Raw genomic sequence first — 13,053 nt, forward strand, 5'->3', positions numbered from 1 at the left:
TGTTCTAGCGATTACGAGTGAGTCGCGACGATCTTGCGGATGACGTTGTTCAACGTATCGGCCACATAGACATTGCCGGCCGCGTCGACATTGATGCCCTCGGGATCGTAGAACGAGGCGCTCGCGCCCTGGCCGTTCGTCATCCCTTGCGCGCCCGAGCCTGCAAGCGTCGTCACGTTACCGGCCGCGTCGATCTTGCGAATCAGGTTGTTTCCGCTATCCGCGACGTACACGTTGCCGCTCGTGTCCAGGGACACGCCGGACGGCGCGCTAAACGATGCGGCCGTGCCTTGCGCATTGACGGAACCTTTAGCGCCCGAACCGGCGAACGTCGTCACGTTGCCGCTCGCATCGATTTTGCGAATCACGTTGTTTCCGGAATCGGCCACGTAGAGATTGCCGCTCGCATCAAGGGCGAGCCCCCGCGGCGACTTGAACGAAGCGGTCGTACCCAATCCGTTAGCGGATCCTTGGGCGCCGGAGCCCGCAAGCGTGGTCACGTTGCCGCTCGGATCGATCTTGCGGATTAGGTTGTTGCCCATGTCGGCCACGAATACGTTTCCGCTTGCATCGACGGCCAAGCCCGTCGGGAAGTTGAACGAAGCGGCGGTGCCTCGTCCATTGGCCGCCCCCCCAGTGCTCGAACCCGCGAGCGTGGTCACATTGCCGTTCGGATCCATCTTGCGGATCAGGTTATCGCCCGAATCGGCGATATAGACGTTCCCGCTAGCATCCACGGTGAGCCCATTCGGAAAATCGAAATGCGTCGTCGCCGCCAGCGTCGTCACGTTTCCGCTCGCGTCGATCTTGCGGATGAGATGGTTGCCGGTATCGGCCACATAGGCATTGCCCGCCGCATCGACGAATACACCGCACGGGTCGTTGAAGGTCGCTACCGCGGCCTGCCCGTTCGCGGCCCCCCACGTACCCGTTCCCGCGAGCGTCGATACTTGCTCCACCGTGACGCTCGCGGCCGGCGCGCTTCCCGAAGAAGCGCTAACGGACGAATTGCCGCCGCCGCATGCGGTCAGCGAAAACGCGAGAACAGCCGCCGCGGCGAATTCGCCGGCTCGGCGCAACGAGGGATGAGTGCGCATGGGGTAATGCTCCTTTATGCATCGAATAAACGGGGCTTCTCTCTATTGCGCCCCGATGGACTTTATAAACGCACCCGCGTTCATCCATACGCCGCTCGATATAAATCGAGGACATAACGAATTGCAATCGCAAGGGTGCTGCTTTCGGAAATGCTCGATTCGGCCGCACGCCAGCCGGATCGACAACGTCAGGTGGGCACGCGCGCACGCGGCGTATCGATCCGCCGCGACCGCTGGCCTATAGGCGCGCGATGTCCGCGGCTTTTGCGTATTAAGGTATTGGAAAGCTTGCCGATGAAGCCGTCGCATTGCGCGACGCATCGAACGATTGGTCTACCGCTTAGCATCTATCTACGCCCCGGAATGGCATTGGGTCATTAACGGTCTCACGGACACTTTGTAAGAGTTCTTCGACTCATTTGGTGCCGAATATAGCACTGCGCGATATGCCCCGTGTACGGCTTCGTCAAAAACGATACGCGCTCGACAATCGGGGATTGACAAACTGTGAGCGAGCCGTATTGGTCGCACTGAAAAGCCGCCCTGCCCTAGAGGGCGCGATAAAAAAGCCCGGAAACACACGTTTCCGGGCTTGAGGTCCACCAACGAGACAGATGGCGGAGGAGACTACCTTGAGTCGGCGCAGCGCCGACGATGCGGCGCAGCGCGATGAATGGTTTCTAAATAGCCCAGCCGCCGAGGTAGAACGCGACCAACACGATCGCGATCGACACCGTACCGACATTGAGCTTGCGAACCTCGCCGCTGACCAGACGCCCGATCACGAGCGTCGCGAAGCCGAGCATGATGCCCGTCACGATATTGGCCGTCAGCACGATGAAGACCGCGGTGACGAGTCCGGACATGGCATCGATCGTGTCGTCCATATGCAGCTTGCTCACGTTCGAGAGCATGAGCAGACCGACATACATCAGCGCGGGCGCCGTCGCGTACGAGGGCACGAGACCGGCGAGCGGCGAGAAGAACATCACGACGAGGAACAACAAGCCGACGACGGCGGCAGCCAAACCCGTCTTCGCACCGGCTGCCACGCCTACGCTCGACTCGATATAAGCCGCCGCCGGTGCGCCGCCGAGAAAGCCCGAGAAGATCGAGCTCAACGAATCGGCCGTCAACGCGCGGCCTCCATTGATGATGCGACCGGTCTCGTCGAGCTGGCCCGCTTGCCCCGCCACGGCGCGAATTGTGCCGGTCGCATCGAACACGGCCGTCATCACGAGCGCAAAGACGCTCGGCAGCACCGCCACCGACAAGGCGCCTTTGATATTCATCGCGCCGATCAACGAAGCGTGGCCCGCCGAGCTCAGCGAAGGCAGCGCGAACACGCCGTGATACTTCACGCTCGGATCGAGGGCCAAGCCGATCGCCGAGATGCCCACCACGACGAGCAAGATGCCGCCGGGCACGCGGCGCTTTTCAAGGCCGAAGATCGAGGCCAGACCGATTACCGACATGATCACGGGGAACGCGCTGACATGCCCGAGGGCGAGCGGCAAGCCGCCGCCCGGGTTCTTGATCACGAGGCCGACGTCGTTCGACGCGATCAAGAGCAGGAAGAGCCCAATGCCGATACCCGTGCCATGCGCGACGCCCGCGGGCAGATTGCGCAAGATCCATGAGCGTACCCCGGTGACGGAGATAGCCGTGAACACAAGCCCCATCAAGAAAACGGCGCCGAGCGCGACGGCGGGCGAGATGCCCTTGCCGAGCACGAGACCGAACGCGGTGAATGCCGTAAGCGAGATCGCGCAACCGATGGCGATCGGCAGCTTCGCCCACAGCCCCATCAATAGCGAACCGAACGCAGTCGTCAGGCAGACGGCGACGAAAACGGCGCTCGTGTCGAACCCCGCGTTGCCCAGCATGCCCGGTACGACGAACACCGAATAGACCATCGCGAGGAAGGTCGTAATACCCGCGACGATTTCACGACGCTGCGTGCTGCCCTGCGCGGAAATCCCGAAATATCGATCGATGACACCCATATGGCCGAAATCGTCTCTAGCGCCGACGCGGACCGTCGACTGCGCGGGGGTATCACTCATGAGCTTGCTCCTTTATCAGCGTGCTGAAACGGCCTTGCAACCGTCGTCAGGTTTGTCTCGGATCTAGTAGGTTTAGGCTGGTCGGCAACGTCTGGGGATCGGACGGGCGTATGAGCGCCTCATCGCTTCGACACCGTGGCCTGGTCGTTTTAGCGCCATACGACGCGCTCTTTTATCGCCACGTCATTCGCACTTCGCCGTTGCGAAGGTTAGATGAAGGGCCGTGGCCGGCCTATCAGAGGAGGAACATGCAGCACATGTCACAGCGCTTATATCCCCATGAAACCGGGGTTTCATCGCCGCGGACCGCGTGTTTACGCCTAGTGTGAAACCGTGATGACGATTATTTGGCAGTGCCGATCAAACACGCCCGCGAGTGCGGGCGTGCGTGGCCTTGATTTGGAGGGACAGAGTGCGAGTGCGTTACACCGGCGAAGGATTGCGCTCCGCGAATCCTTCCTGGTGCCAATACGGGTACACAGGGCGGACCTTGCTTGCCTCATCGAGTCGTGCGACTTGTTCGGCGGTCAAATTCCAGCCGACGGCGCCTAGGTTCTGCCGCAGTTGCTCCTCGTTGCGCGCGCCGATCAAAACCGTGGAAACGGTCGGGCGTTGCAGCAGCCAATTGAGCGCGATCTGCGCGACGGTCTTGCCCGTCTCTTCGGCGATCGCATCGAGCGCATCCACGACGCGATAGAGATATTCGTCGGGCACCGGCGGTCCGTAATCGGCGGTCTTGTGCAGCCGGCTCACGGCCGGAATCGGTTGGCCGCGACGGATCTTGCCGGTGAGCCGCCCCCAGCCGAGCGGGCTCCAAACGACGGCCCCCACGCCTTGGTCGAGCCCGAGCGGCATCAACTCCCATTCGTAGTCGCGGCCGATCAGCGAGTAATACGTTTGATTCGCGACGTAGCGCGGATAGCCGTGGCGATCGGCCACGTCGAGCGACTTCATCAAATGCCAGCCGGAGAAATTCGACACCCCCGTATAGCGAATCTTGCCCGCGCGCACGAGATCGTCGAGCGTGGACAGCACCTCTTGCACCGGCGTTTTCGCATCGAAACCATGAAGCTGGAACAAGTCGATGTAGTCGGTCTGCAACCGCTTGAGCGAGGCGTCCACCGTCTTGATCAAATGATGGCGAGACGAGCCGACGTTGTTCGGCTCGTCGTCGAACCGAAACGTCGCCTTGGTCGATACGAGCACTTGGTCGCGGCGGCCCTTTAGCGCTTCGCCGAGAATCGATTCCGACGCGCCGCGCGAATAAACGTCGGCGGTATCGAACATCGTCACACCGGCGTCTAGACAGATATCGATCAGGCGGCGCGCCTCCGCGACATCCGTCTCACCCCAAGCTTTGAACAACTCGCCCTTGCCGCCGAACGTGCCCGTACCGAAACTGAGCACCGGGACTGTCAATCCCGACGCGCCGAGATGCCGATATTCCATGCTGCCCCCCTTAACGAAGAACGAGGGGCTAGGCTACCGCAATCGGGGCAAATCTGCTCGCAAGCACTCCGGGAATGCCCTAGGGCGATGCCGTACTGAACCCGCCCTATGCATGGGGGATTTTTCGAAATGTCCGGCGCAATTCCATACGAGGGGAATATGGGGTTTGATAACGAGAGAAACTAATTCGCCCCCGCAATTGGCTCATTCCCTGAAAAACCCGCCAATCGATCTCCCGCCCGGGCGGAGCGAAAGATAGACCACCCTGTAGGCAAAACGCATTACACGCAATTACACCTTGCCGACAGGTTCCGTCTTTCCTATGATCAAAGTCCATCTATAGGGATTTCGTCGAATCCACTGACGGAGTCGCCCATCCGTGCGGCGCGGCCCGCGCGTTCACTAAGGGCGTAGGGAAATGGCAATTCTAAAAAGCGAGCTGACGGGGCAATCATGCTTGCTGAGGGCAACGCATGTCCTCGGCCGCGACGCAACGCGTTGTGACACCGTTATTGCACTTCCCTTCGTATCGCGCATTCATGCCACCCTTCGCTGGAACGCCCCCCGATGGGAATTGCATATTCACGGCCGCAACGGCGCGCTGGTCGGGGGCACATTCGTCGGCGAGGGCCGGCACGTCGTTTTGCAACTCGGCGACGTGATCCATTTCGGCAGCCCAAGCTGCGCGCCATGGCGCGTATCGAATCTCGATGCACCGGCCGACGCCCCCGCGCACGACACGACCGCCGCACTGCCCCGCCTCGCTCAGTTCGAGCCGAGCGCACAGCGAATCGAACTGCACGTGAGCCGCGACGAAGAACATGTCGCGGCCATCTTGCATACGCGCGGCGCGGCGCTCGATCTCGGTATGCGTGCGCATCACTATTGCCTCGTGACGCTTGCGCGCAAGCGCCACGCGGATGCCCTGGCCGGATATGACAACGCGTCGCAGGGATGGGTCGAGCTCGGCGCGCTCGCGCACATGCTCGGTCTCGACCTGTCGCATGTGAACGTTCAGATTCATCGCGCGCGGATGCAATTCGGCGCCGTGCTGACACCCGGCTCGCCGGAATTGGTGGAACGCCGGCGCGGAGGCGTGCGTTTCGGCGCCCTGCCGTTCAGTATCGTGCGCGCCGATCTGCTCGAATGCCAATCGCCCGTGGACGATGCGCCCGGAACCTGGGCCCCGCCGCTATCATTCGCCGCATCCGAAGTCGCGCGCGCCTCGGCGAGCTGAGCCCGCCATGTCTCGTGCTCCCGCCCTCCTAGGCGCCGCGCCAGGACCTGCCGGACCGCTGCCCGCCATACCGGCGCCGCCCGATGCGCCACTCGTCGCCACGCACCGTTACCGGGTCGGCGCGCCGCTCGGCGAAGGGGCCACAGGCGTTGTATACGAAGCCTGGCGTGTCGACACCGGGGAGCGCGTCGCCATCAAGCTATTGCGCGAGGATGCCACGCGCGATGCGGACGAGCGCACGCGCTTGCGCGCGCGTTTCCGCCGCGAGACGCAGCTATGCGCGCGGCTCACGCATGCCCATATCGTTGCATTGCTCGATAACGGCGAGACGTCCGACGGGCGGCTCTTCGCGGTATTCGAACACGTGCCGGGCCAAACCTTGCGCGCAATGCTCGCGGCGGACGGTCCGTTGCCGGCCGAGACCGCGGGCCATTTGATGGCGCAGGTGCTCGACGGACTCGCGCATGCCCACCGCGGCGGCGTAGTTCACCGGGACCTCAAGCCGCAAAACGTGATGGTGACGCGCGTCGACGGCGCGCTCCAAGCCAAGATTCTCGACTTCGGCATTGGCGCGCTGCTTCCGAACGCACAGCTCGGGGACGAGCTCACGCTCACGCGGACCGACGAAGTACTGGGCTCGCCGCAATATTGCTCGCCCGAGCAACTGCGCGGCGAGCCCCCCACGGCAAAAAGCGACCTCTACGCCTGGGGCCTGGTCGTCATCGAATGCTTGACGGGACAACCGGTCATGCAGGGATCGACGGTCGCCGACATTCTCTATCAGCAATTGAGCCCCGTCGACGTCGGCTTGCCGCCCGCCATCGCCGCGCATCCGCTTGGCGCCGTGTTGCGCGAAGCGCTCAACAAAGATCCGAAGCAGCGCGCCGAATCGGCCGAAGCCCTCGCGGCCCGGTTTCGCGCCGTGCATTTTGCCGCGCTGGTCGGTGCGCTGCGCTATCGTCCCGCTCGTCGCCCGCCCGCCGCGTTGACGCGGCAAGAGCCCGACGCGCCCAAAGCGACGACGGAGCCGGCCGCCGAGTGCCGTCAAGTTACCGCGCTTTGCTGTAGCGTCTCGATCGCCGCTGAAGAAGCGGCCGATACGCAAGGCCTGCCAGAAGAATCGCTCGACGCCTATCAAGCGCAATGGCTTACGCGTTGCACCGACATTGCGATCCGGTATGGCGGGCACGCGGCCGGCATGCTCGGCGACTTGCTGCTCTTTTACTTCGGTTATCCGGACGGGATCGATCGCCCCGCTCAACGCGCCTGCCGCGCGGCACTCGAAATGACCCGTCATGCGGCGCAGTCGACCGGGCGCCCCGCGCCCCCGGACACGCAGTCGATATCGGTCGCACCCGACGCACCTGCCATGCGAGTCGAGATCGCCGCCGCGATCCACACCGGCACCATCGCATCCCACGCCGGCACGATGCACGGCGGAATCACGGCGGGTGCCGTCGTGCGCTTGCAGCGGATGGCGCAGCCTGGGCACATCTTGCTTAGCGAGCAGGCCGCCCGGCGCGTCGAGCGCCATGTCGATTCGGTATCGCTGCCGCTTCGCTTCGTGCTTCCCGGCACGCCGCCGCAACCGGTGCGCGAATTGTTGGGCGAGCGCTACGAGCATGCGCCGTTCGACGCCCTCGAGCACGGCGCCGCGCATCCGATGGTGGGCCGCGAGCGCGAATTGGCCGCGTTGATGCGCGCATGGGAAAGCGTGCAATCCAACGTTCGCACGAGCGCCGGCCCACAGCGGATGACGCTCGTCGTCGGCGATGCGGGGATGGGCAAATCGCGTCTCGTCCACGAACTGCGCGAAGCCGTGCGTTCGCGCGGCCACGGCTATGCCGATTGCGCCTGTCTTCCCGATCAGACGAACCACGCGCTAGCACCGCTCCTTCGCTTCGTGAAGACGCGATGGCACCTCGACGTCGAAGACCCTAACGCTAGCGACCCGCTGCTTGCGCTCCAGCATGTATTGCAGCTCGATCAAAGCGAGCAGGCCGCGGCCCGAGCGACGCTTGCGGCATGGCTCGGCCGGCCGCTCGGCGCGGACCTGTCGCGGTGGTCCGGCGCACGGCAGCAACATGCGCTCTTCGATATGCTGTGCCAGCTTCTCGCGTCGCTGAGCCCGGACGGCCCGGTCCTGCTCATCGTCGAAGACGTGCAGTGGATCGATGACGTCACGATCGATTTTCTCGATGCGCTCACGCGTCATCCGTGCTCGGCGCGCATTTGCGTCGTCCTGACTTCACGGCCCGAAGCACTCGAGCGATGGAAGCATCGAGCGGAGCGCATCGCGCTCAGAAGACTGCCGCGCGCCGCGGCGCACGAACTCGCCACGGCGCTCATGCCGGGAATCGATGTCGATCCGCGCTCGCTCGACCGCCTCGTGCGTCGCGCGGACGGTATTCCGCTTTTTGTCGAAGAACTCGTTCGAGAACTCGAATCGCGCGGCGCATTCGCCCGCTATGCCGAAGCCGATGGGGTGCCCGCGGCGGTCGAGACGGATCCGCTGCCCGGCAGCTTGCGCGAAGTGCTCGAACTTTCGCTCGAGCGCGTGGACGGCGCCCGCGATACCGTCCAACTTGCCGCCGCGATCGGCTTGGAATTCGATGCGCGCTTGCTAACGAGCGCATCCGCACACAGCTCGTCGGTCGTCGAAGACGATCTACGGCGCTTGCTCGAGGGGCGCATTCTCTACGCGCAGCACCGCTTGAGCGGCGTCGCATTCGTCTTTCGGCACGCGCTGCTACGCGATGCAGCCTATGAATCGATGCCGGCCGCGGCGCGGCGCGCATGTCATCTGCGCATCGCAAGAGCGCTGTCGAATGGCGCGCACGAGACGGATCAACTCGAACGCTGTGCGGCGACCGCCGGGCATTTCGCGCGCGCGCAGGCGTTTTCCGAAGCCGTTCCCTTCGGCATGGCCGCGGCCCGACGTGCGCTGGAACGTGCGTTGCACGACGACGCGATCCATTACGCCCGCACCACGCGCGATTGGCTAGGCCAGTGCGACTATCCGGGCCACGATCGCGATTACGTCGCGCTCGATCTCACGCTCTCGCACGCACTTATGGCCCGGTACGGATGGGGCGCGCCGCACGTACGCGAGAGCGCCGATAGGATGCTCACGCGGGCCGCCGCGTTGCAAGATCCCACACTCGCCGGCAGCGCGCTTTGGACGATCGCTTTGCACCATCACGTGGCGGGCGACCGCGGCGAGTCGCATCGTATCGGCGCGCAACTGACGCACCTCGCGCGCACCTCCGGCCGGGACGATCTCGCGGTCGTCGCCGACACGATTTGCGCCATGAACTATTGGGTGGACGGCGAGTACGCCCAGGCCCGAAGCGCACTCGAAGCCGCGCTCGACGCCTATCGCCCCGCGCGCGACCACGATCATCGCCGCATATTCGGGCTCGATACGAGGGCCTGGGCCATGTCCTCGCTCGCGGGCGTGGTGTGGTGCATCGACGGCGACGACGCGCGCGCGGTCGAACAAGCCCGCAGCGCCGTCCACGCCGCCACGTGCAGCGACCACCTGCCCACGATCGGCGTGACGATGATGTACATGGGTCGCATGCAGCAATGGGTCGGCGACCGCGAAGGGGCGCGCGTGACGTCGTCGGCCATCTTGGAGCTGTCGAGAATTTACGGGTTGAACGCCGTCGAACGCTACGCCGCGATCCTACAGGCATGGTGCGTCGACGATCTCGAGACGGCGGTCGCGAACGTGGATGCGCTCAAGCAAACGGGCTGCATGCTCGGTCTCACGTTCTATGCATCGCTCGTCGCCGAATTGGACGTACGACGCGGCAATTTCGCTCATGCGCTCGTCGTGCTCGACGAGTGCCTTTCGCTGTCGGAGTCGACAGGCGAACGCTACTACCTACCGCAACTGCTCGTCATGAAAGCGCGATATCTGCGTGAACGCCATGACGAAAAATCGTTTTTGGCCGCGCGAGAAAGTTGTGTGCGAGCGATCGCCGCGGCCCGCCGGGGTGCGATGCGGCACATCGCCGACATAGCGCAGACAGAACTGCGCATGCTGCAAGAAGCAGCCTATTCAACCACTGGAGAAGCGCAATGACCTCACCCACGATCTTGCCGTCTTACGATCAGTTTCTCGAGTTTAGAGCCGTCATCATCGAAGCGATCGCACTCGCGTGGCGCGATCCCGCCTTTCTCGCGGAGTTGCGCGAGGACCCGAAGCACGCGCTGAAGGAACGCTTCAATTACGAGTACCCCGCGCAAGTCAACTTGAAAGTGCAAAACGATACGTCGACCTGGATGCCCGGACTCACGGGCGGCTGGAAAACGAATCAATTCAATGCGCTCGAACTCGTTTTTCCGCCGGCGCCCGAAGCCGATCAAATGACCGTGGCACTTGCCGCATACAACGCTAAGCACCTGAATCCCATCTCTTTGGCGGAGCACTGAAATGGCAGCGAACAACGGCATCCCGAGTTTCGAATCCTTGCTCGAACTGCAAGAGGTCTACCTACGTGCGATCGCTTTGGCTTGGCGCGATCCCGAGTTCAAACAAGCGCTGCTCACCGACGCGTCCGATGCGCTCGCACGTTATCTCGGCTACGAAGCCCCTTGGCTGCTGGAGCTCAAAGTGAAAGATCCCGGTCCCAAGTATGGCTGGGACCCTAAGACGCGCACCTGGTCCCTGCCGCCGCATACGATGACGTTCGGCATTCCGACACGCCCGTCCGACGTCGTCGAGGAGCCGATCGCACTCGCCGCCTATAACGATGCGGGGCCCGCGTACCTGTTCACCTGCTGCTAGCCGCGGCGCAGCCGCGAAGCCACAAACTCGAGTCGCGGCGAGCGCGTGATCGACGCGTTCGCCGCGACTCGAGTACGAACCCCGCGTGCGCCAGCGCGCGTTCGATCGAAGCGGAGCGCGCATGCTCGACGATCTCTCCCGCAAGTTGCGTTTCAAGCCGCACCTGCTGCTGCTCGACGACGGCCCGGATACGCTCTATATCGTCGACGAATTCAAGCGTTCCGTCCTGAACGGCGCGATCTTCCCTGCGCTTGCCGAGTACGTGCGCGATGCGCGCTCGATCGGTCAGATCCTCGCCGCGCTGGCGCCGCGCTTTTCCGACTGGGACATCCTACGCGCGCTCGACCACTTTCTTCAGCGCGGTTATTTGCGGGCGGACGAACCCGACATCCTCGATCCCGCACGCGGCTATCACGAGCGATCCGGTCTCGACGGCGACCGCGCGTGCGCAACGACGCAAGGCCTTCAGGTGGAGGTCGAAGCCTACGGCGTCGATCCCGCACCTCAAATCGAGGCCTTACGCGCATGCGGCATCGAACTCACGACCGAGGCGACGCTCGTGATCGCGCTGTGCGACAGCTATACGCGCCCCGAATTGCTGATCGCAGCCGAGCGAGCCGCCGCTCGCGGGGCCCGCTTGCTGCTCGTGGGTCCCACGGGCGTACAGCCTTGCATCGGTCCGCTACTCGGCGCGACAGGCGATGCCTCTTCCCCTTGTATCGCTTGCGTACGCTATTGGATCGGTCTGAACCGGCCGGTCCAAGCATTGCTCGCGCGCCGTCACGGCGAACGCGCGGCCCGTATGCCCGTCGCCTGTAGCACCGCGAGTCTGCATATGCTGGCGTCGCTCGTCGTTTCGTTCGTGGAACGGCTCGCCGTCGATCCGATAAGGCGCGCGCACGCGAGCAACCACCTATTGGCGGTTCGCACCGATAGCTTCGAGACGGCTTGGCATCGATTGATTAAGCGCCCGCAGTGCCCGTGCTGCGGCAATCCTTCGCTCATGCGCGAGCAGGCCTTCCGCCCTCGCGCGCTGGCATCGGCCCTGACTGGCGCCCGGCCCACCGGCGGATACCGGCAGGCGGACGCCGAAACGATCCTCGAGCGATATCGGCACTTGGTTTCTCCGTTGACGGGCGCGGTCGCTTACCTGCACCCGATGCCGGGGCGACACGCCGGCTCGCGCTACGTCTATGTCGCCGGCTACGTCGTTTGTCCGCGTTCGCCGGCTCGCGGCAATCGCTTCGACCGCATTTGCTCGGGCAAAGGCGCAACCGAGGCGCAAGCCCGCGTCAGCGCCCTTTGCGAAGCGCTCGAGCGTTTTAGTGGCGTCTATCAAGGCGACGAGGCGACCGTTCGAGGCAGCATCCGGCAATTGGCCCAGCACGATGCACAAGAGGGAGAACCCATCCCTCCGAATGCGCTGCAACAATTCAGCGAACGTCAGTTCGAAGCGCGCGAAGCCATCAACGCCACGACGGACGACGTGCGCAAGCATGTGCCGCCACGCTTCGGCCTCGACGAGGTAATCGATTGGACGCCGGCGTGGCCGATCGGCGGCGGCGCGAAGCGGCTCGTGCCGCTGAGCTATTGCTTCGCCGAAACGCCCGACATGCAGGCGGCGAACGTCTGCGTGCACAATCCCAACGGCAGTGCGGCGGGCAGCTCGTTCGAGGAGGCGGTGTTGCAAGGGCTGCTCGAGCTTGTCGAGCGCGACGCGGTGGCGATCTGGTGGTACAACCAGCTCGAACGTCCCGGCGTCGACATCGGAAGCTTCCACGATCCGTATTTCGATGCGCTTTGCCGCGAATACGACTCGATCGGCTGGCGACTCTGGGCAATCGACATCACGCACGATCTGCGTATCCCGACGTTCGCCGCGCTCGCGCATCACGCCGAGAGCGGACGGTTCTCTATCGGCTTCGGTTGCCATCTCGACCCTCGTATTGCGTTGCAACGGGCGCTGACCGAAGTCAATCAATTGCTCGACGTCGCCGCCAAAGCGCCGCCGCCTTGGGACCGAGAAAAGCTCTCGTCGGATCGCTTCCTCCACCCCGCGGCCGGCCAGCCGCCCACCGATGCGACGACATGGTTGCCGATCGGCGGCATCGATTTACGCGAGGATGTTCAAACGTGCGTGGCGCGCCTCGCGGCGCTTGGAATGGAGGCGCTCGTCGTGGATAAGACGCGGCCCGATATCGGCTTGAGCGTCGTGCAAACGATCGTGCCGGGCTTATGCCACTTTTGGCCGCGCTTCGGCGCGCCGCGACTTTACGATGTCCCCGTCAGGCAAGGCTGGCTTGCGAAGCCGCATGCGGAAACCGAACTGAACCGCGCGCTGTTATTTCTTTGACGCACGATTCTCACGGTGTAATCGATTGTAATCGCATTTAACTCCGCATTGCCATA

At 63.7% G+C, this 13,053-nt stretch carries 8 protein-coding genes; 5 read left to right on the forward strand and 3 right to left on the reverse strand.

Annotated features, from left to right (window positions below; translation table 11 throughout):
• Positions 1–11: 11 nt before the first annotated feature.
• From AB1286_RS03245 to AB1286_RS03255, 3 genes are all read right to left on the reverse strand, one after another.
• Positions 12–1,097 (reverse strand): NHL repeat-containing protein, encoded by a 1,086-nt coding sequence (locus AB1286_RS03245; RefSeq protein WP_430361907.1) that lies wholly within the window; start codon positions 1,095–1,097, stop codon positions 12–14.
• 680 nt (positions 1,098–1,777) lie between these two features.
• Complete coding sequence (locus tag AB1286_RS03250; protein ID WP_430361908.1) at positions 1,778–3,163, reverse strand: NCS2 family permease; 1,386 nt, start codon at positions 3,161–3,163, stop codon at positions 1,778–1,780.
• 423 nt (positions 3,164–3,586) lie between these two features.
• Positions 3,587–4,612 (reverse strand): aldo/keto reductase, encoded by a 1,026-nt coding sequence (locus tag AB1286_RS03255; RefSeq protein ID WP_430361909.1) that lies wholly within the window; start codon positions 4,610–4,612, stop codon positions 3,587–3,589.
• A 418-nt stretch (positions 4,613–5,030) separates the two neighbouring features.
• Between AB1286_RS03255 and AB1286_RS03260 the strand changes: the two genes are divergently transcribed.
• The 5 genes from AB1286_RS03260 to AB1286_RS03280 all read left to right on the forward strand — a co-directional run bounded on the left by AB1286_RS03260 (position 5,031) and on the right by AB1286_RS03280 (position 12,997).
• Positions 5,031–5,849 carry an FHA domain-containing protein gene (locus AB1286_RS03260; RefSeq protein ID WP_430361910.1) on the forward strand — a complete coding sequence of 273 codons (819 nt, stop codon included), beginning with the start codon at positions 5,031–5,033 and terminating at the stop codon, positions 5,847–5,849.
• Positions 5,850–5,856: 7 nt separating this feature from the next.
• A complete protein-coding gene (locus AB1286_RS03265) occupies positions 5,857–9,939 on the forward strand; it encodes a TOMM system kinase/cyclase fusion protein (protein WP_430361911.1) in 4,083 nt (1,360 codons plus the stop codon).
• Positions 9,936–10,289, forward strand: coding sequence for a BMA_0021/BMA_0022 family TOMM bacteriocin (locus tag AB1286_RS03270; RefSeq protein ID WP_430361912.1), 354 nt, complete (start codon positions 9,936–9,938; stop codon positions 10,287–10,289). The genes AB1286_RS03265 and AB1286_RS03270 overlap by 4 nt, the downstream gene beginning before the upstream one ends.
• Before the next feature lies 1 nt (position 10,290).
• Positions 10,291–10,644 carry a BMA_0021/BMA_0022 family TOMM bacteriocin gene (locus AB1286_RS03275; RefSeq protein WP_430361913.1) on the forward strand — a complete coding sequence of 118 codons (354 nt, stop codon included), beginning with the start codon at positions 10,291–10,293 and terminating at the stop codon, positions 10,642–10,644.
• A 121-nt stretch (positions 10,645–10,765) separates the two neighbouring features.
• Positions 10,766–12,997 carry a TOMM precursor leader peptide-binding protein gene (locus AB1286_RS03280; RefSeq protein WP_430361914.1) on the forward strand — a complete coding sequence of 744 codons (2,232 nt, stop codon included), beginning with the start codon at positions 10,766–10,768 and terminating at the stop codon, positions 12,995–12,997.
• The last annotated feature ends 56 nt before the right edge of the window (positions 12,998–13,053 follow it).

It is taken from the genome of Trinickia sp. NRRL B-1857 (assembly GCF_050470685.1).
Classification (GTDB): Bacteria; Pseudomonadota; Gammaproteobacteria; order Burkholderiales; family Burkholderiaceae; genus Trinickia.

Bases quoted from the DNA above. Each gene is read 5' to 3' on its own strand.
- AB1286_RS03280 (WP_430361914.1), top strand. From the start codon at position 10,766: ATGCTCGACGATCTCTCCCGCAAGTTGCGTTTCAAGCCGCACCTGCTG.
- AB1286_RS03245 (WP_430361907.1), bottom strand. From the start codon at position 1,097: ATGCGCACTCATCCCTCGTTGCGCCGAGCCGGCGAATTCGCCGCGGCG.
- AB1286_RS03260 (WP_430361910.1), top strand. From the start codon at position 5,031: ATGGCAATTCTAAAAAGCGAGCTGACGGGGCAATCATGCTTGCTGAGG.
- AB1286_RS03265 (WP_430361911.1), top strand. From the start codon at position 5,857: ATGTCTCGTGCTCCCGCCCTCCTAGGCGCCGCGCCAGGACCTGCCGGA.
- AB1286_RS03255 (WP_430361909.1), bottom strand. From the start codon at position 4,612: ATGGAATATCGGCATCTCGGCGCGTCGGGATTGACAGTCCCGGTGCTC.
- AB1286_RS03250 (WP_430361908.1), bottom strand. From the start codon at position 3,163: ATGAGTGATACCCCCGCGCAGTCGACGGTCCGCGTCGGCGCTAGAGAC.
- AB1286_RS03270 (WP_430361912.1), top strand. From the start codon at position 9,936: ATGACCTCACCCACGATCTTGCCGTCTTACGATCAGTTTCTCGAGTTT.
- AB1286_RS03275 (WP_430361913.1), top strand. From the start codon at position 10,291: ATGGCAGCGAACAACGGCATCCCGAGTTTCGAATCCTTGCTCGAACTG.